Raw genomic sequence first — 23426 nt, 5'->3', positions numbered from 1 at the left:
CCAGTCAAATCAGACTACCATTTCATCATCGCTAGAACGAGCAATAACAATTTCACCAGAATCTTCAAGACGGCGTATTACACTAACAATCTTCTGCTGGCTTTCTTCAACATCCTTCAAGCGGACAGGTCCCATGTATTCCATGTCTTCTTTAAGCATTGAAGCGGCACGCTTTGACATATTGCGGAAAATCTTGTCCTGAACTTCTGTATCAACTGATTTCAAAGCCTTTGCAAGTTCCTGTGTATCAACTTCACGGAGAACTTTCTGAATCGCGCGGTCATCAAGCATAACAATATCTTCGAAAACAAACATTCTCTTCTTGATTTCTTCCGCAAGCTCAGGATCGTCTTCTTCAAGAGTTTCAATAATTGCTTTTTCAGAAGAACGGTCAACAAGGTTAAGAATCTCAACGATTGAATCAACTCCACCGGCAGCAGTGTAGTCTTCGCTGGAAAGAGTTGAAAGTTTCTTTTCAAGAACACGCTCAACTTCGCGCAGAACTTCCGGGCTTGTTCGGTCCATTGTGGCAAGACGCTTTGAAACTTCCGGCTGAATTTCCGCAGGAAGATTCTGAAGAATTGTGGCGGCTTTCTGAGGCTCAAGGTACGCAAGAATAAGCGAAATTGTCTGCGGATATTCCTGCTGAACAAAGTTCAAAAGATGAGCCGGATCTGTTCGTCGGATAAAATCAAACGGGCGGACCTGCAAAGAGCTTGTAAGCCTGTTGATAATATCAATCGCCTTTTGGCTTCCCAAGGATTTTTCAAGAAGCTCGCGGGCAAAGTCAATACCGCCAGTTGTAATAAAATTCTGCGCCTGCATAAGTTCCTGAAATTCTTCAAGAACCTGATCTTTAAAGTCCGCGTCAATTGTATCAAGGCGCGCAATTTCAAAAGTAAGAGTTTCAACTTCATCTTCGCGCAAGTGCTTCATTACATCAGAGGCTACATCACTTCCGATTGCAACAAGGAAAATAGCGGCTTTTTGGCGGCCGGTAAGATTCTTATAATCTTTGATTCCGCCTTTTTTCTTGCTTTTTTTGCCGTCAACAAGTTCTTCTGCCATAAACTATTCCTCCATAAGCCAAGTGCGGATAAGCATTGCAACGTCTTCCGGATGCTCTTTTGCCATTGCAATCGCATTTTCCTGAAGCTCTGCCCGCTTGCGCTCTTCAACAGACATTGTAACTTCCATTCCCTGCTGCTGGGCCTCAAGAAGCGCTCTCTGCCTTTCTTCTTCCTGCTGACGAATTCTAGCTTCCTCCGCAAGACGGCGGCGGCGTTCAATTTCTCTGCTGATAATACGGAACGCAATGAACGCAATAAGAATTATAGCAATTCCAATCAGGCTGAACATAATTGTGCGGTTTCTGTTAAGCTGCGCAATATAAGCAAGATCTTCCTTTTCCTGCTCTTCTGTTCTGTCAAACGGAATATTCGTAACTGTAACGCTGTCTCCTCTGGATTTGTTATAGCCGACAGCATCCTGAACAAGTTTTGTCGTATTTACAAGCTGCTCTGGAGTAATAGGAATGTACTCGCGCTTTAAATGTCCGTTTTCAAGAATAGGACGATTGTTTTCATCATAAACCTTGCGCCACTGGCCGTCGATGTTTACAGAAACTGTAATGCGGTCAATCTGCGGGCTTGTAATTTCAGAAACATTTTTTTCATTCAGCGCATAGTTGCGTTTTACGCCTTCTTCTGTGGATTTTCCCACAACATTTGACATATCGCTGTAAACAGGAGGATTCTGGCCTTCAACTCCAGCAGGACCTTCAGGATTGTAGCCGGTTCCAGTAAACGACTTGTTTACAGTTTCTTCCGACAATGTAAGGCTGTTTACAATTTCAGAGTCGTCATAAGGAGTGTTCGGGTTGTCAGGACGGATTGTAATTCCAGTGTATTCCTTTGAAGTTGTTTTTCGCTCAGACATATTCATGTCAATCTTGATGTTAGCAACTCTTACACGGTCATCAGAGAAAGTTCCCTTCAATGCTTTTAGAACCAAACCTGTATATGTAGTTTCCTGCTTAAGAATAAGCTTGCGCTGTTTTTCTATATTTGAAATGCGGTCGCTTTCCGCCATGCCTTCAAAGTCATTTATCTGAACATTTGAAGCGCCGTCGTTGATTACGATATTTTCATCGCGCAAACCTTCCACACAGGCTTTTATGAGATTTTGGATTCCGCGGATTTTGCGCTTATCTGTAAGAACATCGCTGTTTCCTTTGGCGTACAAAACAATGCTTGCGGATGTAGGATTCTGATTTTCTGTGAACAAAGCCTCATCAGGAAGCACAAGATTTACTTCCGCGCGCTGAATTCCGTCCAAAGACTCAAGCTGCTGCTTTAAAGCCGTTTCTGTTGCGCGCTGCCAGTTCACCTTATCATCAAAGTCTGTTCTTGACCAACGGGTTACATCAAAAAGGCTGTAGGCATCAAGACTCGACGGAGCATAGCCTTCAGCGATGAGACGGCTTCTGTATTTTTTTGCTATATCACTGTTTTCAACAGAAATATAATTGTCAGATGAAACATAGGCCTTTACATTGTCCTGATCAAGGCGGGAAAGAATAAGCTCCCGTTCCTTTTCATCATTTACAGGACCGTTAAAAAGGCGCACTGTGGAAGGGCGAGACGACATAGAAGCCATAAGAACAATCACCGCTATAGCAACCACAATGATGGCAGCCACAATAGCTTTTTGGAGAGTTGTCCACTTCGCCCATTTTTCTTTAATGGTTTCTAAATTTTTCTTGAACCATTCGTTCATATTCCCCTCCCATGAACGAACTCATTTTATGGAAGCCTATAAAAACTTCAGTTTTTATAGGCAACTCTAATAATGCGATGTTTTAATCGGTGCTATTACAGCGAATTAAAACTCGCGGTTTTTCTAAAAACGAACTGTAAAGTGAGTTTTTAAAAAAACCTTATTTCTATTTTACGCTGTCCCTCTTGCATAAAAAGATAGGACAGTATAACACAAATTCCAGAATTTGACAATAAAACTTTTTAGCAAACTAGCGCGCTATCTGTTCTGAGAAAGCTCATTCCAGCCTTTTACAAGACGGTCGATTACATTCTGCGCAAGATCCAGCGACATCTGGGCTTTTGCCATGGCAGTTGTAACATCATGAATGTCCACGCTGTCCGGATCTGTTATGACTTTTTCCTGAAGGGCAGAAACATTGAGCTGCTGGCTGTTCATTTCGTTTACAGCTTCAAGAAGGTAAGTTCTAAACGACTCTTTCTTTTCAGCTCCGTTAACAGAAGCGTTTTCTTTTCCGTTTAAAGCCTTGCTGACGTTTCCAATGGCTGAAGTACCAAGGTGAGACGCATTTGACCTGTTAAGCTCCATAGAGCCAAAAGAAAGATTCATAGTTCCTCCCATTTACTGATTAACTGCGGCTAGCGGCTTGCGATTTCCAAAGCAGAGGCAAACATTTCCTTGCTGCCTTGAATAACAGAACTGTTGGCCTCATAAGCACGGTTCGCGCTTATCATGTTAACCATTTCATTTACAATATTCACGTTAGGATATTCAACGTAGCCTTTGTTCGGTCCAGACTGAATCGCATCCGGGTGGCTCGGGTCGTAAACCATTCTGCCCTGCTCGCTGTCTTTTATGATTTCACGCACACGAACACCTTTTCCAGGTCCGTTGTCCAATTCTGAATCCACAAAAGGAAATCTCCACTGAGGATTTGAAGAAGCAATAGGCTCAACAATCACGCTCTGCTTGCGGTAAGCTCCGCCTTCCTGAGTACGAGTTGTTGTTGCATTCGCAATATTGTTTGAAATGACATCAGTGCGCAGACGCTCCACGCTCATTCCTGTTGCCGCTATGTTTATGCTTGTAAATAATCCCATACTTTTCTCCAAAACTCAATAGTAAAAATAAACTATATTGACTTCATAGCCGTCTTGACCTGTGAAAACTCAAAATTCATAAGCTGGGTCAAAAGGCGGTACTGCATCTGAATCTGAACAACATTCATTGCTTCCTGTTCGGCATCAACATTGTTTCCGTTAGCTTTTGAAGAAGTCGTGTAGTCAGAAACACGTCTAGGCTCAACATCACGCCAGTCGCGCGGAACTTCGCTCTGAATATGGCGCGCGTCATTTGTCGCCATGCGGAAAGAGCTGTGCTCGTTGTCACGACTAACGAAGGCTTTTTTCAGCTCGCTTTCAAAATTTACGGACTGTCTTTTGAAATTCGCAACTTCGCTGTTTGCAATATTGTTTGCAGTAACCTGATAGCGGAGGCTTTCAACATCAAGAGCACGGTGAAGCAAATCTACAGAATTTGAAAAACTGTTCATACTCTGTTCATCGGCATTCCAGAAAAAAAGTTTATAGTATAAATTGTATGGTTTTTATGACAATAAGAAGACAACAATCAATAGCGTGCACTTCTGATGAAATAAAGTTTCTTGAATCGGAAAAAGTTAAAAAACTAACTGGAGTAATCAAAAATAGTAATTTATTTTTCCCCTTTTCTATGCTATCATTGTTCCATGCAAAATATCAGAAAACTGCCGATTGGCATCCAGAGTTTTGAAGACTTACGAAAAAACAATTACATTTACATAGACAAGACGGAATTTATATACACTCTTGTGCATTCAGGAAAGGTTTATTTTCTTAGCCGCCCGCGCCGCTTTGGAAAAAGTCTTTTTCTTTCAACCTTAAAGGCATATTTTGAGGGCAAGAAGGAACTTTTTAATGGACTGAAGATTGAGCAGCTTGAAAAGGACAATCCGGACGCCTGGAAAGCTTATCCGGTAATTTATCTGAATTTTGCGCAGAACAGCTTTTCAAAAGAGGTTTCTCTTGAAAAAACTATAAATCTTCAGCTGAATGAATATGAAAAAAAATATGAAATACAAGCTGACTACAAAGACCCTTTGGACCCGACAAATTTTGCCGGCCGCTTTATAAACATTGTGCAGACCGCGCGGAAAAAAACAGGTCTTCAGGCGGCAGTTCTTATAGACGAATACGACAAGCCTCTTCTTGACGCGCAGAGCAACGAAAGTCTTGTAAACGAGAACAGGGAAACACTTCGCGGGCTTTACGTAACATTAAAAGCATTGGACGAAGACCTGAAATTCGTATTTTTGACAGGCGTGACAAAGTTCAGCAAGGTGAGCATATTCAGCGACCTGAACCAGCTGAACGACATATCAATCACAAGCCAGTATGCAACAGCATGCGGAATCACAGAAAAAGAGATGCTTGAAAGTCTCGCCCCTGAAATAGAAGCATTCGCTGAAAATAACGGGCTTTCAAAAGAAGAATGTGTAAACCAACTTGAACAGATGTATGATGGCTACCACTTCCATCATGAGGCTGACGGTGTCTATAATCCGTTCAGTCTTCTGAACGCTCTTTACTCAAAGGACTTCTCGTTTTATTGGTTTGCAACAGGAACACCGACTTTCCTTATAAAAAAACTTCAGGAAAGCACGATGAACTACATGGATCTTTCAAACGGCGTGGAGGCCACCGCGCAGGAGCTCCAGGACTACAGGAGCGACAACCCTAACCCGGTTCCGCTTTTCTACCAGACCGGCTACCTTACAATCAAAGGCTACGACAGGGAATTCGGCGTTTATCTTTTAAAATACCCGAACAACGAGGTGAAGTACGCGTTCATAAACTCTCTTGCTCCGGCAATCCTGAACAACAACCGCTCCACAGGGCTTGATGTTGTCTCCTTTGCCCGCGACATAAAAAAAAGGCGACATAGAAAGCGTAATGGCAAGGTTCAAGTCTCTTTTTGCGACTCTTCCCTACACAACCGCAAGGAAGGAAAAACAGGACAGTGTCATAGAGCAGAATTTCCAGAATGTGTTCTACCTTGTGTTCACGCTGCTGGGCCAGTGGTCAACTGTCGAGGAGACATCCTCGTTCGGCAGGGCGGACTGCGTGCTTTTGAACGGAAACAATGTATTCATCTTTGAGTTCAAGCGGGATAAAACGGCAGACGAGGCATTGAATCAGATTGAAGATGCAAAATACGCCGGGGGGGGCCTTACAGGGCAAGCGGAAAACGGATTATAAAAATAGGCGCAAGTTTTTCCACAAAGGAAAGAAACCTTGTTGAATGGAAAATTGTGGAGGAGCGATGAACTACATTCTCTGCCACAAAGATATTCCGGTTTTAAGGTTCTCAACCGAGGATGAGGAAATCTCCGAAGTCTCTGAAATAATCAGCAGGGAGCATCTTCCAATCGGAATATCGCCGGACAATGAAAAAGGAAAAACCTTAAAAAGCCAGTTCCGCTCCTGGTGGAAAAGCCGCTCAATTCCTGCAAGCCGCCAGAATCTTGACACAGCCCTTGAGCAGCTTGGAAATGTCACTACGGATTATCTTATAGAAAAAAGCTACGGACTCAGTCTTTCTGACCACTACTGGGCAAAGCCTTTAAAAAGCAGCCTGTCCTGGAAAGACGTGAATTTCTTTCAGAACAATTTTTCTGATGACGTAGGAAAAGCCCTCTTCGGGGTTTTGAATTCAGACAGCGCCGACACATTGAACCTTGTTTCCCCGGACAACACAACTAACGGCTGGCTCAAGAAAAAATGGATCATAAACAATGGAGAGCGGATTCTTCTAAAAGCCGGAAGCCTTTGGCAGCAGGAACCTTTCAATGAGGTTCTTGCATCAGAAATCTGCGGCAGGCTTGGAATTGAACACGTTGAATACAAAATCATAAAAAACGATGGAACTTTTTACTCATCATTCCCAGACTTTGTGTCGCCGCAGACAGAGCTTGTTCCGGCCTGGCACATTGTGAATACTTTAAAAAAGAACAACAGCACTTCAAATTTCAACCATCTGATAAACTGCTGCAGGGAGTTCGGATTCAAGGATACAGAAAAATTAAAGCAGGGAATCTGCCGAATGCTCACGGTTGACTTTATAATTGCAAACACCGACAGGCACTACAACAACTTCGGATTTTTAAGGAATCCCGACACTCTTGAGTGGATTGGACTTGCTCCAGTGTTCGACAGCGGAACTTCAATGTTCCATGATGAAATCCTTTATAACCTAAAAAATCCATACCTACGCGAATCCTTAAAAATAAAAGCAAAGCCGTTCGCCCCAAACCAGAAAGAACAGATGAAAAGAATTCCGTTCAAGGAATACTGCTCGGATTTGGACTTTGGGAGGCTCGAAGGCGTTTCAGAATTCTTCGGAAAGCTCATATCACAAAATCCGTACATTGAGCCGGAGCGCGCGGAAATCTTATGCAAAACGCTGGATTCAAGGATAAAAGAGACTGAAAGGCTTTTTGAAAATTAGAATAAAGATTCTCTAGCATTCATTTGTATCGATAGATTTGCTAATTTGTCATTCCCGTGCTACAACACTGCGATGTTTACGCAGTAAACTCGGTCAGGAATCTTCTGCTCGATTGCAGCTGTTACGTACCTGCTCCGCTACGGCTTGCCGCCTGCGCTACACCGGTACTGCACAGCCACATCTCGTTTTTACTTGCCTGTAGAGCGGACAATGCGGAAGCCTCGGCCGTCGCCCCTGCCGTAAGCAATGTTCCAGCGCCCGTTGCCCACCTCGCAGCTGCCGGAGTAGTCGTACCAACTGCCACCACAGGTATAGTGTCCGTTACCGCCGAGGGAATCCCAGCACCATTCACATACGTTACTGCTCATATCATACAAGCCATAGATGTTAGGGTTTTTCTGCGCAACAGGATGTGGCTTTTTTCCACTGTTGTCGTAGCACCAGCCTACTTCGTCCAGATTGTCGCTGCCGCTGTATTTAAATTTTTGACCTCCTTTTGCCGCATACTGCCATTCTTCAACTGTAGGTAATCGGAATCCATTCGCATTTTCATTCCAAGTAACAGAACTTCCATCTCTTGTGTATACTGGTTCGTATCCAAGATATTTGTGAACAAGGGCCTGACTGATGCGTACATTGAAAAAAGCACTCAGTTAGCCGAATGGGAAAACCATGACGGAGATGAGCTTATAACTCTTGGAACCAGCTACAAGAAGTATCGGGTTCATAACTGGAAGGACTACCAGAGGGAAAAGGCCCGTCCGCGAAGCCTTGACTATGATATGAGCCGCTAAATATTATACCTGTTGAAAAGATTCTGCAATCGATGCTGTCTCTTCGGCAAGTATTTTTGTTAGCGAAAGGTTTCGCTTTCTGAAAATCAGCCGTTTTTTGAAGAAACCCCTAGTGTTTGTCGCTGCAAGCGATATGTACGGTTCTATCAAACCGTAACTCACTACGGGATGATAAAAATCTATCACCCCTCCATTCGCCACATGGGCAAAAAAGCCCCTTTTGGATTACCCCTCAGGAAAGGCAACCTTTCCCGCACCCTATCCCTGAAAATCTTAAAAGCGAAAAGTTTCCCTTTCCCCGCTTTACGATTTTCAACAGCCCGTTTCACTCTGCTGTATCTCCGTTCCCCGCCCAGCCGTTGCATCCCTGCCAACATTCTGTTGGATTGACCAGACGTTTCACTTCTGGACTTGGCCCAACGTTTCATCGTTGGAGCACGACCAAGTTCGGCTTGGATTAATTCCCACAAAATCACGAAAATGTGTTATAATCTTCCTATAATATTTAATTATGTGAAGACGGGAAGATTATTATGGCTGAATACAAGATACACCATAGTACATATGATTTAGATTCACTTTTACCAGAACAGAAAGCTCGTGTAAAAATTGACCAGATGTTGAAAGATTCCGGTTGGACTGTTGTTCCTAGAGATGACTTTACTCCTGATGCAGTAAATGCTCAGGCTGTTGAAGAAAATCTTATGAAAGGTAATCTTGAAGCTGACTACATTTTGTATCTTGATGGAAAGGCTATTGCAGTTCTTGAAGCTAAAAGAGAAGAAAACAAACTTGGTCTTGAAGTTGCTGAACAAGCTCAGAATTATGGAAATATACTTCCCGATTGGGTACAAGCCTGGAAAACTCCTCTTCCTTTTATATTCCTTTGTAATGGAGATTTGCTTCTTTTTAAGGATATGCGCGAAGCAAAGCCAAGTTATAAAGTTATTAAGAAAATGTTTACTCCTAAAGAAATTGTAAATCTTGCTGGTGATGATATTAAATCACAATTTGCAAAACTTCCGGCTCTTCCACCTGTTGGACCAAAAGGTTTACGAGAATGTCAGTTTGAAGCTATCACAAACTTGGAAATTTCTTTTAAGCAAGGTCTTAAAAAAGCTCTCATTGTTTTGGCAACAGGAGCAGGAAAAACTTTTACAGCTTGTACAGCTGCTTACCGCCTCTTGAATTATATGGGCGCAAAACGAGTTCTTTTCCTTGTAGACCGTAACAATTTGGGAAAACAAGCAGAAGGTGAATTTGGTACTTATAAATTAACAGAAACTGGAAATGCTTTTTCTGATGAATATATTGTTCATCGTCTACGAAGTGTTGAAAAAATTGGAAATGCCAGTGTTGTAATTTCTACAATCCAAAGACTTTTTGCGGCTCTTACAGGTCAAGAAGTTGATGAGCCTGATGATGACGAAGAAATGGAGCACGATGAAGATACTCCAGGAAAACAGGTTCAACTTACTGGCAATGTTCTTTTGCCATCAGACTTCTTCGATGTAATTATTATTGATGAATGCCACCGTTCTATTTATGGAGACTGGCAGCAAGTTCTTACTTATTTTAATAATGCAAAGATTATTGGACTTACTGCGACCCCAACTCCTGAAGCAATGGCTTTCTTTAATAAAAACCGCATTGTAAATTATACTCTTGAAAAATCTATTGCTGACGGTGTAAACGTACCTCCACGGGTATACAGAATTAAAACTGAAATCTCTGAAGCTGGTGGAACTCTTAACGAGGGAGAAAAAGTAACTAAAGTTTCGAACTTAACTGGTAAAGGCCAAAATCAAAAACAGAAATATGATAAGGATTACACCAAGACTGAACTTGATAGAAGCGTTGTTGTTCCTTCTCAAATTGAAACTGTAGTTAGAGCATATAAAGACGCAATATATGAATCATTATATCCAGAAAGAGAAAAGAACTGGTATATGATTCCTAAGACTTTATTTTTTGCTAAGAAAGAAAGTCATGCTCAGGATATTTTGAAAGCAATCGAAAAAGTGTTTAAAGATGAATTTCCTGATAAAAAGTTACCGGAACATTTTGCTCAGCTCATTACTTGTAAATCTGGAAACTCGAATCAGCTGATTAGTGACTTTAGAAACAACAAAGACTTCCGTATCGCAATTACTGTAACTCTTGTTGCAACTGGTACGGATGTAAGACCGCTTGAAGTTCTTGTTTTCATGCGTGATATTAATTCAGAAGTTCTATACACACAGATGAAAGGACGTGGTTGTAGAACTATTGATGATGATAAACTTAGAAATGTTACAACAAACGCAAACTCAAAAGATTTCTATTATCTTATAGATGCTGTTGGAGTAACTGAACACGAAAAGTCTATGCCTACTCCAAACGGAGGAGAAGGACGTAAAAAAGTACTTTCATTAAAAGACCTTCTTGAGCATCTTGCTCACGGCGAAGTTTCTAATGAAAACTTAAATCTTCTTGCTGGTTATCTTTCTAACGTAAATAAAAAAGCAGAGCCTGAAGATTTAATAGAATTAAATGAACTTATTAAGACAACAGCTATTAAACAGATTTGTCTTGATATATATGCCGCAATTGACCCGGATAATAAAGCCTTCCCAGAATATAAAGACATTAATGATCCAAATACTGAAAGAAAGGCTTTGATTTCTGCTTTGATTAATAATGTAAAAGCAAGAAAGAAACTTCTGGAAGTTAATGCGGGCTTTATTAAAATTGCAGTTGAAGAAACTGATAAATTAATTTCTGCTGGATTCTCTAAAGAACAGTCTAAACAATATATAGACAGTTTTGAAAAGTATCTTGAAGAAAACAAAGATGAAGTTGAAGCTCTAAGAATTCTTTACAACCAGAAAAAAGTTGCTATTACTTATTCTATGCTCAAAGATTTGGAGAAGAAGCTTCTTGCATATAATAATCAATTCAAATCTGAATTCTTGTGGACTTGCTATCAGACTTTAAACGGTGAATCTGGAAAAGTAAAACCGTTGAATAAAGAAACAGAACTTGGAGTTTTAACAAATCTTATTCCGCTTGTAAGATATGGTTATAAAATCGACAACGAACTTGTTTCACTTAAACGAAGATTCGGAAGTTACTTCAATCTTTATTGTGGACAGGCTTGGCGTAAGTTTAAACCAGAACAGGTTGAAATTGTACAGCAGATTGCAGAATATATTGTGCAGAATGGTTGTATAACAAACATTGAACTAAACAAAGCAAAACATGATTTATTTGTAAAAGCTATTCCAATCTTTGGAGCTGACAAATTAAATAATGAAATGCAGACAATATCTAAATACTTATTCTATGGAAAGGCAGCATAAAAATGGCAAAAAAGGAAAGGACTCAGGCAAAACCAGAACAGACTTTAACTAAAAAAGTTTGGAACATGGCTGATGTCTTAGCCGCAGCAGGCGTTGGATTTACAGATTATATTATTCAGTTAACATATCTTTTGTTTCTTAAAATGGATTCTGAAAAAGAATCATATGGATTAGGAAGTGCTCTTCCTGAAGGCAGCAAATGGAAAGACATTGTAGAACTTGATGGACCAGACCAGCTTGCAAAGTATGAAAAGATTCTTGAAACCTTACAGGCTAAAGACGGACTTATCGGAGCTATCTTTACAGAAGCGCAGAATAAGATTTCAAAGCCGGCTCTTCTTAAAAAGTTAATCGGAATGATTGATGAAGAAAACTGGTTCAGTATGGAAGGCGACCTCAAAGGCGCAATCTATGAAAGTATTCTTGAAAAGAACGGACAGGATAAAAAATCTGGTGCTGGACAATACTTTACTCCACGACCATTGATTAATGCTATGGTTGATGTTATTCAGCCACAGATTACAGAAACAGTTGCAGATCCTGCCTGTGGTACTGGCGGTTTCCTGCTTGCAGCTTACGACTTTATGCGTAAGCAGAGCGATGAACAGGATAAAGTTGAATTCTTACAAACAAAAGCTTTACGCGGAAATGATATCACACCTCTTGTAGTAACACTTGCTTCTATGAATCTTTACCTTCACGACATCGGAACTGATACAACTCCAATTAAATGTGAAGACAGTCTTGAGCATGAGCCTGAACATCTTGTAGATGTAATTCTTGCAAATCCACCTTTTGGTGCCCGTCCTGCAGGAAGCGTTGATATTACAACAATGCGTAATGATCTGATTGTTACAACAAGCAACAACCAGCTGAACTTTTTGCAGCACATGATGCTGATGCTTAAAGACGGTGGACGTGCCGGAATCGTTCTTCCTGATAATGTCCTTTTTGCTGATGGTGCTGGTGAAAAACTTCGCAAGAAGCTGCTTAAAGATTTTAACCTTCATACAATTCTTCGTTTGCCTACAGGTATTTTCTATGCAAACGGCGTAAAGGCAAATGTATTGTTCTTTGAAAAAGGAACTCCTACGAAAGAAACCTGGTACTATGACTACCGCACTGGAATTAAACATACTCTTGCAACAAAGCCTCTTAAAAGAAGCGACCTTGATGACTTTGTAAGCTGCTATTGTGCCGGACACATGGAAGACAGAAAAGAGACCTGGAGTGAAGAAAATCCTACAGGCCGCTGGCGTAAATATAATGTTGATGAATTACTTGAAAGAGATAAAACCAGTCTTGATATTTCATGGATAAAAGATAAAGACGATTTGGAAGATGTAACTCTTAAAGAATTATTCTCTACAATCCAAGAGAAAGGAAAGAATATTAATAACGCAATCAATCAGCTTGCAGGTTTACTTTCAGGAATTGAGGAATAATTAGATGAATACAAAAGCATTACGACAGAAAGTATTAGACCTTGCTATTCACGGAAAACTTGTACCTCAGAATCCGAATGATGAAAGCGCAACTGTATTGCTTGAAAAAATCAGAGCTGAAAAAGCAGAGAAAATCAAAAAAGGCGAACTAAAAGCTGACAAAAAGGATTCTTTTATCTTTGTAGGAAGTGATAAACGGCATTATGAGCAGTTCGCTGATGGTACTGTAAAAGACATTGAAGATGAGATTCCGTTTGAGGTGCCGGATGGGTGGGCTTGGTGTAGATTGGGAGAATTGTTTTATCATACAACTGGAAAAGCCCTGAAGAAATCGAACAATAAAGGTTCTTTACGAAAATATATAACAACTTCAAATCTTTACTGGAATAAATTTGATTTTACAGAAGTTCGAGAAATGTATTTTACAGATGATGAACTGGATAAATGTACAATCAAAAAAGGAGATTTAGTTCTTTGTAATGGAGGAGATGTCGGACGAGCTGCTATTTGGAATTATAATGAAGATATTTGCTATCAAAACCATGTTTCAAGACTGAGACCAAAAATTGAAGGCATAAATAATAGTCTATATCTTTATCTTTTGATGTTCTATAAAGAGCAAGGTATGCTAAATGGTAAAGGTGTAGGAATAACTTCTTTGTCTGCGAATGATTTATTATCTGCTATTTTCCCATTACCACCGCTGAATGAACAAAACAGTATTGTTACATCAATTGAAAATATCTTTGAGCAAATTGAACATTTAGATCAAGAAAAATCCGACTTACAAACAATTATCAAGCAAACAAAATCCAAAATCCTCGACCTCGCAATCCACGGTAAACTCGTCCCACAAGATCCAAACGACGAGCCTGCAGAAGAACTTCTAAAACGCATCGCGACAAGTGATAACAGACCCTACAAGAAGATAGATGAAGATGAAGCTCTTTTTGATATTCCTGAATCATGGTCATGGTGTACATTAGGAGAAATATATACTCATACAACTGGTAAAGCATTAAAGAAAACAAATAATAAAGGAACTTTACGAAAGTACATAACAACATCAAACCTGTATTGGAATTCCTTTGATTTTACAGAAGTTCGTGAAATGTATTTTACCGATGATGAACTTGAGAAATGTACAATCAAGAAAGGAGATTTAATTCTTTGTAATGGCGGTGATGTCGGACGTGCTGCAATTTGGAATTATGATTACGATATTTGTTATCAGAATCATGTATCAAGATTAAGACCAAAAAACAAAAATATAAATAATAGCTTTTTCTTATATGTAATAATGATTTATAAACAGCAAGGTATACTAAACGGGAAAGGTGTCGGAATAATTTCATTATCAGCAAGTGATTTATTGTCTGCTGTTGTTCCACTACCTCCTTATTCCGAACAAAACAGAATAGTAGAAAAAATTGAATGTCTTTATGGAAATTTGACCATTATAAATAATCAATTATGATCTTATAATAATTGGTCAATAAAAAAATTACACTAAATGATTATTTTGTGTTATAATTTTAAAAATGACTGATGAAAGAAAAGCTCTCTACGAAGCTATAGAAAAAGAAAGGAACTCAAAACTCCTTGTTTATATAACAGGAGATAAAGCTGGATGGGAAACCCAAATTGCAAATGATGCTACTGATTATATTACAGAGCATCTTGATAAAATAGGTGTTGTTCCAAAAATATCTTTATTCCTATTTACAAATGGTGGTAATACTCTCGCAGGCTGGAATATCGTTAATTTAATACGTCAATTTTGTGATGATTTTGAGATTATTGTTCCAGGAAAGGCTCGAAGTACAGGTACATTAATGTGTCTTGGTGCAAATAGAATAATAATGACAAAACAAGCTACACTGGGCCCTATAGATCCAAGTGTAAACACTCCATTAAATCCAACAATTCCAAATGCTGGTCCACAGGCTAGAGTTCCAGTAAGTGTTGAAGCAATTAAAGGTTTTCTGGAACTTGCAAAACATGAATTAAATCTAAAAGATGAGCGTGCTCTTGCCGATATATTTAATGTATTGGCTGATAAAGTTCATCCTCTAGTTTTGGGTGAAGTTTATAGAGCTATTGGACAAATTCAGATGTTAGCAAGAAAATTGCTTGTAAATCAGGTTACAGATGAAGAAAAAATAAAGAAAATAATATCTTTTCTTTGCAGTGAATCTGGAAGCCATGATTATACAATCAATAGACGCGAAGCAAAAAATGAACTTGGTTTAAACATAGAGAAGCCTTCTCAAGATTTATATGAATTAATAAACAAAACATATATTTCTATACGAGAAGAACTTGAATTAAGAAGTCCTTTTAATCCTGATGCATATATAGGCAATGATGGGGCACGGACATATTCTATAAAACGAACCCTTGTAGAAAGTCTTCCTGGAGGCACAGACTGCTTTGTTTCGGAAGGTCGTTTTGCACGTGTTAGTATACCACCTATGCCACAGAATCCTGTGCAACAAATTGCAATTCAGGATCAAAGAATATTCGAAGGATGGAAACACTATGATTAATTCTTTACAAACATCAAATGGTATAAGCCATTTAGCAAAACAAACAACAGATATGGCACCTATCACCATTGATACCACAGTGGTTCCTACTGCTTTATCCAATATCGTTCGCTCAGATATTGTATATGTCGAAAACTTAATTATCGATACACAACCTCAACCTATTCTTCCTGTGGAAAATATGGTAATACAACAAAGTATAATGCTTTAATTGAACTATAAAAGTGCCTCATTAATGCGAGGCACTTTTTTTATTTACCAAGTTACAATCTGATCAACAATTTCCTGCTGCTCACTAGCTGTACGTCTTAAATAAATACGCGTAGTCTCTATACTTTCATGCCCCATTAAATCGGCAAGCAGAGAAATGTCATTGAATTTTTCCAGAAAATTCTTAGCGTAACGATGCCGGAAAGAATGAGGATAGACGACCTTAGTGCTTATGCCATATTTTGCAGCATAAGTTTTAAGCTGTGTAGCAATTCCGCGTGTAGTAATACGTTCACCAAAACGATTAAGAAATACATATCCAAAAGTTCTGTCTATAGATTTAAGCCATGCTTGAGCTTCTTCTCTCAGGAGTTTTGGAATATATAATCGGCGAAGTTTGCCACCTTTAGAATACAAATCAAACCAGCCAATGTTTACGTGTTCAACTTTGATTTGAGTAAGTTCACTTACACGGGCACCAGTAGCACCAAGAAACCAAACCACAAAGTACCATTCAATGTTTCCGTCAGCTTTAAGCTGAGCTTTGAAGTATTGGTAATCTGCATTGCTTATTACATTTTCCAAAAAGTTCTTCTGCTGAACTTTTACCTGTTTAAGCTGCATTTTATCTTTTCCTGTAAAAGCAAGATACTTGTTGATAGCCTGAATTCTAAGATTTACAGTCTTAGGCTTGAAGTATTCTAAAAGCCAGCCTTTATAAGCTAGAAGATTTTCTTTTGAAAAATCTTCATAATTTTCTGTGTAATACTTAATTGTCCACAGATAAGAAGTGACAGTATTTTCCGAAAGATTTTGCTTTCGTAAATGCTGCTCAAAAGGTGTTTGTTGATCAATTTGCTTTATCATAAAAGCCTCCAATTAATAATTTTTCTTTAGACATTTGTCAATTATTGACAAATGTCTAAAGATTTCATTAATATGGTCGATAATATATTTGAGGTATTTATATGTTATTAGGATATGGAGCAAAAAACTGTTGGTGTTTTAAGGATTGGCTTGATATCAATTTAAGGTTAAACGGTTATGTTCCTGAGGATGTGTCAGATAATAGAGACTATTCGTTAATTCTTGGATTCGAAGGAGCGAATGCATCTGGCAAAACGAGTGCATTAAAGGTTTTTGCATTTATTGCAGATTTTATAAAAAATAGCTTCATTTATACACCTGAATCATTTATTTTGTATGACACTTTCTTTAACAACAACGAACCTTCAGAGTTTTATGTGGAATTTACAGATTCTGATGAACTTGAATATCGTTATGAAGCAGTTTTACAAAAAGATCATGTAATAAAAGAAACTCTATTCTTGATTAAAAGTACAGTTGAGGAGATTTTATTACAGCGTGATAATAATGAAGTATCAGTAAATCATCTTTATGATAATGAATCAAAGATTATCTTAAGAAAAAACGCCTCAATTATAAGCACTCTTCATCAATATGCAATACAGGAAATTGAACCTGTCTTCAATTTCTTTAATAAGCATACTATTAATGTAACTTACACAGGCCTTAGATACGAAATTAGACGAGATGTACCAGCAATTTCAGAAGTTTATTTTCATACCCCAGAAGCATTAAACTTCAGCAAGCAATTAATAAAAAAGTTTGATACAGGTATATCTGATATTACAATTTCGTTTAGAGAAGATGAAAAAAATAAAAAAATTTATTTCCCGATTTTCTTCCACGACGTTGATAATTCAAATAGTAAATTAGGAATTGATTCAGAATCCACAGGAACCAGGGCTCTTTATATAAACTTATTATATTACTATGAAAATTTAAAATCTGGCGGCGTTCTCATTTTGGATGAATTTGATATTAATCTTCATCCAGATATTTTACCGCATTTGATAAATCTTTTTATAAAACGAGACTCAAATCCAAATAATGCACAGATGATATTTACAAGTTTAAATCCAGATGTTCTAGATATACTTGGTAAATACAGAACTTACTTGTTTGAAAAAGAAAATGGGGAAAGTTTTTGTTATAGACTTGATGAACCAGAAACAAATATTTTGAGAAATGACAGATCTGTTTCTGCTCCTTATAAAAGACATTTATTGGGAGGATATCCTAAAATTGAAGCATAACAATTCTAAGAAAGAAAATAAACTTGCAAATTTCCCAAAAGAAAGTGTAGAAACTTCATATAAGACAATTAAAGGTTTAATATCATTTAATTTTAAATACTTAGATTCTGAACAGGGACAAAGATTTTCAGAGCTTACAGTTGAACAATTTTCTAAAATAATTGAAAAACTAAAATGGTACTCAAATGAGAATAGAATACATTGGGAAAATGAACGAATTGGAAATAAAGATGGAAATGTATTAGAAATTTATGAAGATTTTCCATCGAAATCCGAATTTCATCATCCTAATCATGTTCCAGCTGGTGTTAAATGGGCTCGTTTTAGACTAGAAGGAGATCAAAGACTTATAGGGTTTATGATAGATAAAACTGACGTTTCTAAGTTTAATTTATATCCTGATGTCTTTTATATTGTTTTTCTAGATCTTTATCATAAGTTTTATATTTCAAAAAAGTGAACTTCTTAATGCAGACCTTATGAGAAGGTGGAAGATGAACCGTTTGAGATTCCTGATTCTTGGAGATGGGTGAAATTAACAAGTATTTGCAACAAACTTGTAGATGGTGACCATAATCCACCGAAAAGTGTAGAAGAACAAACCGAATATATAATGGCTTCTTCAAGAAATATTAATTATGACAGGCTTGATGATTTAGAAAATGTAAGGTATTTATCAAAAGAAGTTTTTAAGATTGAAAACAATCGTACTAAAGCCGAAAAAGGAGACATCTTCTTTACTTCAGTTGGAACAATTGGCAGAAGTTGCATCTACTCTGGAGATTATAATATATGCTTTCAACGAAGTGTTACCGTTTTAAATACAAATATAAACAATCAATTCTTGAAATACTTTTTTGACAGCAATTTCTTTCAGACCTATGTTATTGAACATTCTACCGGAACTGCACAAATGGGATTTTATCTAAAGGAAATGGCAAATTCTCCTATTGCGATTCCTCCAATGCATGAGCAAGCTCGTATTGTTGATAAAGTATCTGAATTATTTTACCAACTAGATCAAATTCAAAACAATCTCATCTAGTATTCCAAATAATTCTACGATTTTGTCTAAAATTCGTTTCTGTTCATCTATTGGTGGCAATGCTAAAACAATCTGTTGAATATTTGTTTTTGTAAGACTTGGTAGAGTTGTACTTGAATCAAGTGTTGTAAAATCAAAATATTCACAGAAGTAATATAAGAACTTAGGTAATACTGCTTCCGAAGGACATAAGCCAAAGGCTGTATCTACATTCCAAAACTTTTCTTCAACAAAAATCGGATTATTTATTGAGCCTTTTCTTCCAATGATTGTACAGTTTGCAGGACAAATAAAATCATCAGCTCTTCCCATTATCCCGCCGCTACCATAAATAGGATATTTGCCATCTGGATTTTCTACTTTTGATTGATTCTTTCCATTTATTACAGTGGCAATATCTCCAAAATGACATAGACACCAATTATTTGGTAGGCTCCAATCTAATTCAGAAGTATCCACCTTCTCATAAGGTCTGATATCAGTACAAAGACGGTAGAAAGAGCCCTGGCCGATTTAGTAAAGGAAAGCCTTATTGAAAAGGTTGGTGCTAGTTCGGCAACGGCTTATGTCTGGATTCAGAAGTAAAAGGAATTGAAAATGTCAGAAACTTTAAAACTATCAAATCAAGACAGAGATCTTGTAATGACCGAACTAGAGAATCCTTCAGAACCAAATGAATCTTTAAAGGAGTTGCTTAAGGCTTCAACTCAAGAGAAGCAAGACAAAGACAATAAAGATATTAAAACAAAATAATCTGAAATAATTTTAAGAGGCTTTCAGTTTGTTAGATGCAGACTGGAAGCCTTTTTCATTTACCCTCAAAGTTCTTTGAAACATCTTTCAAATCTCTTCTAAAAATCCATCGTCCAAAAATCATTTAAACGCAAATCTGCGTACTACTCTCCTGCAGTTATTTTCGGGGAGTCTTGAAGAAAATTTCCTAAACCTCATGAAAAATCCTTCCGTCCCCTCACGAAAAATGTGCACAGTAAATATATAAATTCAGATATATATGAATTTTTAATATAAATATGCATTCTCAAAAAAATATTTCAAAAATCTTTTATTTTATGCTTCAGTTAACTTCAGCTAGTGACAACCGAAGGAACACAAAACTTGACGAAAGTATCTGTCCTTCGTTATATTTTAATTATCGATTGATTGCCTGCCCGGGGAATCAATTATGGTAAAAAACAATACCCCAAGCATCTGACCAGAAATTCCGGCTGATGCACTTCTAACACGACAGCAGGTTGTAGCAATCCTGCACATTGGCATGTCAACTTTAGACAGTCTTATTCCAGACTCAGAACTCCCCAAAGTCAGATTGTCAAAAAGACTTTTCGTTCTCAAAAAGATCTGGAAGCTTACATTCTTGTACATCGTTCAACTGGAGGGGTTAAAATTCCAGTGGGAGGTGCTGCATGTTAGGCGACAATGTTTTTATCCAGGCACTTCAGGAATTAAACAATCACCAGATTCAGCACGGCGAATGTTCCATCACATTTACCTACCATGACGGACGAGTTCAGTTTTATACGGTTTCAACCAGCGAACGGCACAACGTTGCTTCTTCAAAAAAGCAGCTTGGAGTGACGGATGCTAAATCAGCCTGAAAGAAAGCCTGATTATTTTCATCCAGATTCCGCTGGAAGTTCTGTTTGAGCAAAAACTGTCAGCAGGAGCAAAGCTTTTCTACGGGGAAGTTTTGTTTCTCACTTAAACCTATGGATTTTGCAGTCAGAAGAATGCTTACTTCGCTGCAAACCATAGAGTTAGTTTACGGACAGTTGAAAACTGGATTAAGGAACTGAAAGCCCTGAGCCTTATCAAAGTTGAACTAATCAGAAAACAGAACAAGGAAGTTGAACTCAGAAAGATTTTTGCACAGGCTAAGATTGATTTTTCAAAACTGTCCGGCTTAAATCAAATATCTGTACAGGCTGAAACTTCCCCTCCGTCTGGAATCACAAAACCTTCCCAAAAGCAAAAGAAACCTTACGGTGCCAATCAGAATGTTTTTCTTTCTGATAACGAGATGGAAGATCTTCTGAAAAATCACACAAAAGAACAGACTGATAAAGCCATTGAGCTTTACAGTGAGTGGAAAGCAGATAAGGGAGCAAATCCCAGGTCTGATTTTAATTCAATGCAGTGGGCTTTAAGGGAGATTGAAAAGCCTGCTCCAATTACAAAAAGCGTAAGGCGGCTCACGGCCGTTCAGAAATCTGGCTGTGATGAAGTGTCAGAAGAGACTTTGGCGAACCTGCCCTTCTAGTGCCAAATGGTCCCCTTAAACTTTTACAACACGCGGAGTACAACATGAGAGAACAAAACTTAATTGATGAATTAAACCGTTTTGATACAGATGAAAGATTTGCATTGGAAAAATGCGGATATTCCCCAGATGATAAACTTGAGGGAAGACAAAAAGAGATTTTTGAGTACGAAAGAAAAAGTTTACGTGAAAAAATAGCCGCAAATCTGAGTAACATTAAAAACTGGAACAAAAGTAATTCAAGTGGCGTTCCGCCAAGATTTGCAGAATGTTCATTCTTCAACTTTGAATGCCGGACAGAAACTGAAAAAAACATTTATCAGAAGGTGTGTAATTTTGTAAGTCAGGAAGGCAATGAAGGAGTTCTTCTAATGACCGGAGCCAAAGGAACTGGAAAAACACATCTGGGAGCTGCAGCAGTTCGAGATACCCTTGGTCGTTATATCAGCATGGAAGATCTGATTTACAAAACGGAGAGGAAACCGCAGAGAGAAAGAGGATGAGAGAGATAATTTTTTTATAAAAATTGTCAACTTTTATAAAATGTACCTGCTTCTTATAATTAAGATTAAAATTACAAGGAGATTCCAGATATATGGGAACAATTATTTTTCTTTCAGTTATTACAGTTTTGGTGTTGGTTGGCATTGTATTGTCTATCGTTCTTATTAAGAAAAGCAAGAACTCTGATTCTGGCATAATTTCTGATAAGCTTGGTATTTATGAAAAAAAACTTGAGATATATGAGAAAAATCTCAAAGATGAATTTGCATTAAATCGTAAAGAGACTTCAGAATCTACTGCAGCATCACGCAAAGAAAATACAGAAACTTTAATGAATTTCCAGGATTCTATTAATGGCAAGTTCGATACTCTGACAAAAAATACGCAGGATTCTATGACAAACAGCCTAACTAAGTTTATGGAGGCTTTGTCTACTCGGCTGGATACGCTTACAAAGACAACCCAAGATACTTTGAATTATCAGCAGCAAACTGTTCAATCAAGCTTAAAAAATATTCAGGAAAGTAATGAAAAGAAACTTGAAGAAATGCGTGTTACTGTTGATGAAAAACTTCAGTCGACTCTTGAGAAACGTCTTACAGGTTCATTTGAAATTGTTACCAAACAGCTTGAAGCAGTTCAGAAGGGACTTGGCGAGATGCAGAATCTTGCAAGTGATGTTGGTGGATTGAAGCGTGCACTTACAAATGTTAAGACGGCCGGAGGCATGGGAGAAATTCAGCTTGAAGCACTTCTTAGCCAGATGCTTTCGCCAGAGCAGTTTGTTAAGAATGCACATCCAAATCCAAACAACTCTAAGAAGGTTGTTGAGTTTGCGGTAAAAATTCCATCTAAAACTGCAGATGATGAATTTGTGCTTTTGCCAATTGATTCCAAATATCCGGCTGCTGTTTGGGATAAGCTTACTCTTGCATATGATAATGCTGACAAAGATGAGATTGAATCTCAGAAGAAGTCTTTGGTTACAGATATTAAAAAGATGGCAAAGGATATAAAGGAAAAGTATATCGAAGTTCCGTATACTACAGACTTTGGCCTTATGTTCCTGCCATTTGAAGGTTTGTTTGCCGAAGTAATGCGCGTTCCTGGTCTTTTTCAGCAGATTCAGGATGAATACAAAGTTACGATTGCCGGCCCTACAACACTTGGAGCATTTCTGAATAGTTTACAGATGGGATTCCGTACACTCGCCATCCAGAAGGAGACGTCTAAGGTTTGGGATTTACTTGGTTCTGTAAAGACTGAGTTCGGCAAGTTTGGTGATGTACTTGCAGCAACAAAAAAGAAACTTGATGCAGCATCTACAGAAATTGGTAAAGCAGAAGTACGTTCAAGAGCTATAGAAAAGAAGCTTAAGAATGTGGATGCACTTCCAACAGCAGAAGCAGAATCTGATACACAGGCCTTGCTTGATGATTTGACAGAAGAATAACATTTCATACTATTATAATAAAAACACAAGATAAGCAGAAAAAAAAACTTTTTTGCTTATCTTATTTTTTTTGTCAACTTTTCATAAATCCACCATCTTCTTTATATCAAGAACGAAATAAAGGAGATAAAACCTATGAGAAACTACAAGGAAAAAAAAGATTTATTGTTTGGATGATGCTGAGCTTCAGAATCATTTTGCGTCTAACTTGGGAAGATATTATTCTTCTGATCTTGTAGAGCAGAAAGACCATTCTCTGGAAGGAATTCGTTTTCTTAATGAGGGAGTGAATATTTCTCTTCGGGTAGAGAATCTTTATAGTTCTGAATCTTATTTAGTTGATAAGTTTGTTGCATAGAAGCAT

General features: G+C 38.0%; 25 protein-coding genes. 17 read left to right on the top strand and 8 right to left on the bottom strand.

All coding sequences use genetic code 11. From position 1 onward, the window contains the following. Window positions 1-9: 9 nt before the first annotated feature. The 5 genes from fliG to flgB form a co-directional block, all read right to left on the bottom strand. Complete coding sequence (gene fliG, locus TRESU_RS05715; protein WP_013701324.1) at window positions 10-1068, bottom strand: flagellar motor switch protein FliG; 1059 nt, start codon at window positions 1066-1068, stop codon at window positions 10-12. 3 nt (window positions 1069-1071) lie between these two features. Further along, the gene (gene fliF / locus TRESU_RS05710; RefSeq protein WP_013701323.1) at window positions 1072-2778 is read right to left on the bottom strand and encodes a flagellar basal-body MS-ring/collar protein FliF; all 1707 of its coding nucleotides are present in this window, start codon (window positions 2776-2778) and stop codon (window positions 1072-1074) included. Window positions 2779-3036: 258 nt separating this feature from the next. Continuing rightward, window positions 3037-3387 carry a flagellar hook-basal body complex protein FliE gene (gene fliE, locus TRESU_RS05705; RefSeq protein ID WP_013701322.1) on the bottom strand — a complete coding sequence of 117 codons (351 nt, stop codon included), beginning with the start codon at window positions 3385-3387 and terminating at the stop codon, window positions 3037-3039. A gap of 29 nt (window positions 3388-3416) precedes the next feature. Further along, window positions 3417-3878: a flagellar basal body rod protein FlgC gene (gene flgC, locus TRESU_RS05700; RefSeq protein WP_013701321.1), complete on the bottom strand. Its 462-nt coding sequence runs from the start codon at window positions 3876-3878 to the stop codon at window positions 3417-3419. Window positions 3879-3910: 32 nt separating this feature from the next. Next, on the bottom strand, window positions 3911-4330 hold the full coding sequence (gene flgB, locus TRESU_RS05695) for a flagellar basal body rod protein FlgB (protein ID WP_013701320.1): 420 nt from the start codon (window positions 4328-4330) through the stop codon (window positions 3911-3913). Between the two features lie 195 nt (window positions 4331-4525). Between flgB and TRESU_RS05690 the strand changes: the two genes are divergently transcribed. The 3 genes from TRESU_RS05690 to TRESU_RS05685 all read left to right on the top strand — a co-directional run bounded on the left by TRESU_RS05690 (window position 4526) and on the right by TRESU_RS05685 (window position 7323). Beyond that, window positions 4526-5974 carry an ATP-binding protein gene (locus TRESU_RS05690; protein WP_052299540.1) on the top strand — a complete coding sequence of 483 codons (1449 nt, stop codon included), beginning with the start codon at window positions 4526-4528 and terminating at the stop codon, window positions 5972-5974. Further along, a complete protein-coding gene (locus TRESU_RS15540) occupies window positions 5883-6074 on the top strand; it encodes a PD-(D/E)XK nuclease domain-containing protein (protein ID WP_245535727.1) in 192 nt (63 codons plus the stop codon). Before TRESU_RS05690 ends, TRESU_RS15540 begins: the two co-directional genes overlap by 92 nt. A 64-nt stretch (window positions 6075-6138) precedes the next feature. After that, window positions 6139-7323, top strand: a complete 1185-nt coding sequence (locus tag TRESU_RS05685; RefSeq protein ID WP_013701319.1) for a HipA domain-containing protein — start codon at window positions 6139-6141, stop codon at window positions 7321-7323. Window positions 7324-7511: 188 nt separating this feature from the next. Here the strand turns inward: TRESU_RS05685 and TRESU_RS14680 are convergent, their stop codons facing one another. Continuing rightward, window positions 7512-7952, bottom strand: a complete 441-nt coding sequence (locus TRESU_RS14680) for a formylglycine-generating enzyme family protein (protein WP_245535726.1) — start codon at window positions 7950-7952, stop codon at window positions 7512-7514. Here TRESU_RS14680 and TRESU_RS05675 point away from each other — a divergent pair. From TRESU_RS05675 to TRESU_RS05645, 6 genes are all read left to right on the top strand, one after another. Next, entirely contained in the window at window positions 7932-8117 is a 186-nt protein-coding gene (locus TRESU_RS05675) for a hypothetical protein (protein WP_041612002.1), read from the top strand. The genes TRESU_RS14680 and TRESU_RS05675 overlap by 21 nt on opposite strands. Before the next feature lie 533 nt (window positions 8118-8650). Continuing rightward, entirely contained in the window at window positions 8651-11458 is a 2808-nt protein-coding gene (locus TRESU_RS05665; RefSeq protein ID WP_013701318.1) for a type I restriction endonuclease subunit R, read from the top strand. Between the two features lie 2 nt (window positions 11459-11460). Further along, entirely contained in the window at window positions 11461-12903 is a 1443-nt protein-coding gene (locus tag TRESU_RS05660) for a type I restriction-modification system subunit M (protein WP_013701317.1), read from the top strand. A gap of 4 nt (window positions 12904-12907) precedes the next feature. Further along, window positions 12908-14380 carry a restriction endonuclease subunit S gene (locus tag TRESU_RS05655; protein WP_013701316.1) on the top strand — a complete coding sequence of 491 codons (1473 nt, stop codon included), beginning with the start codon at window positions 12908-12910 and terminating at the stop codon, window positions 14378-14380. A gap of 64 nt (window positions 14381-14444) precedes the next feature. Next, window positions 14445-15452 carry an SDH family Clp fold serine proteinase gene (locus TRESU_RS05650; protein WP_013701315.1) on the top strand — a complete coding sequence of 336 codons (1008 nt, stop codon included), beginning with the start codon at window positions 14445-14447 and terminating at the stop codon, window positions 15450-15452. Beyond that, the gene (locus tag TRESU_RS05645; RefSeq protein WP_013701314.1) at window positions 15445-15663 is read left to right on the top strand and encodes a hypothetical protein; all 219 of its coding nucleotides are present in this window, start codon (window positions 15445-15447) and stop codon (window positions 15661-15663) included. Before TRESU_RS05650 ends, TRESU_RS05645 begins: the two co-directional genes overlap by 8 nt. 44 nt (window positions 15664-15707) lie before the next feature. Here the strand turns inward: TRESU_RS05645 and TRESU_RS05640 are convergent, their stop codons facing one another. Beyond that, on the bottom strand, window positions 15708-16529 hold the full coding sequence (locus TRESU_RS05640; RefSeq protein WP_013701313.1) for a tyrosine-type recombinase/integrase: 822 nt from the start codon (window positions 16527-16529) through the stop codon (window positions 15708-15710). A 101-nt stretch (window positions 16530-16630) separates the two neighbouring features. Between TRESU_RS05640 and TRESU_RS05635 the strand changes: the two genes are divergently transcribed. The 3 genes from TRESU_RS05635 to TRESU_RS05625 are packed head-to-tail and all read left to right on the top strand — an operon-like array spanning window position 16631 to window position 18827. Continuing rightward, window positions 16631-17782: an AAA family ATPase gene (locus tag TRESU_RS05635; RefSeq protein ID WP_013701312.1), complete on the top strand. Its 1152-nt coding sequence runs from the start codon at window positions 16631-16633 to the stop codon at window positions 17780-17782. After that, a complete protein-coding gene (locus TRESU_RS05630; RefSeq protein ID WP_013701311.1) occupies window positions 17772-18242 on the top strand; it encodes a hypothetical protein in 471 nt (156 codons plus the stop codon). Before TRESU_RS05635 ends, TRESU_RS05630 begins: the two co-directional genes overlap by 11 nt. A 27-nt stretch (window positions 18243-18269) precedes the next feature. Beyond that, entirely contained in the window at window positions 18270-18827 is a 558-nt protein-coding gene (locus tag TRESU_RS05625) for a restriction endonuclease subunit S (RefSeq protein ID WP_013701310.1), read from the top strand. Here TRESU_RS05625 and TRESU_RS05620 read toward each other — a convergent pair. After that, the gene (locus tag TRESU_RS05620; RefSeq protein WP_013701309.1) at window positions 18798-19286 is read right to left on the bottom strand and encodes a restriction endonuclease subunit S; all 489 of its coding nucleotides are present in this window, start codon (window positions 19284-19286) and stop codon (window positions 18798-18800) included. The genes TRESU_RS05625 and TRESU_RS05620 overlap by 30 nt on opposite strands. A 138-nt stretch (window positions 19287-19424) precedes the next feature. Between TRESU_RS05620 and TRESU_RS14910 the strand changes: the two genes are divergently transcribed. The 5 genes from TRESU_RS14910 (at window position 19425) to TRESU_RS05600 (ending at window position 23062) form a co-directional block, all read left to right on the top strand. Then, window positions 19425-19580 carry a type II toxin -antitoxin system TacA 1-like antitoxin gene (locus tag TRESU_RS14910; RefSeq protein WP_013701308.1) on the top strand — a complete coding sequence of 52 codons (156 nt, stop codon included), beginning with the start codon at window positions 19425-19427 and terminating at the stop codon, window positions 19578-19580. 671 nt (window positions 19581-20251) lie between these two features. Beyond that, window positions 20252-20443, top strand: a complete 192-nt coding sequence (locus TRESU_RS05615; protein WP_013701307.1) for a hypothetical protein — start codon at window positions 20252-20254, stop codon at window positions 20441-20443. Between the two features lie 422 nt (window positions 20444-20865). After that, on the top strand, window positions 20866-21105 hold the full coding sequence (locus TRESU_RS05610; protein WP_041611999.1) for a hypothetical protein: 240 nt from the start codon (window positions 20866-20868) through the stop codon (window positions 21103-21105). A 44-nt stretch (window positions 21106-21149) separates the two neighbouring features. Beyond that, window positions 21150-21608, top strand: a complete 459-nt coding sequence (locus tag TRESU_RS05605; protein ID WP_013701306.1) for a P-loop NTPase family protein — start codon at window positions 21150-21152, stop codon at window positions 21606-21608. A 92-nt stretch (window positions 21609-21700) separates the two neighbouring features. Beyond that, window positions 21701-23062, top strand: a complete 1362-nt coding sequence (locus TRESU_RS05600; protein ID WP_013701305.1) for a DNA recombination protein RmuC — start codon at window positions 21701-21703, stop codon at window positions 23060-23062. The last annotated feature ends 364 nt before the right edge of the window (window positions 23063-23426 follow it).

It is taken from the genome of Treponema succinifaciens DSM 2489 (assembly GCF_000195275.1).
Classification (GTDB): domain Bacteria; phylum Spirochaetota; class Spirochaetia; order Treponematales; family Treponemataceae; genus Treponema_D; species Treponema_D succinifaciens.
This window is presented reverse-complemented; position numbering and strand designations above follow the sequence as displayed.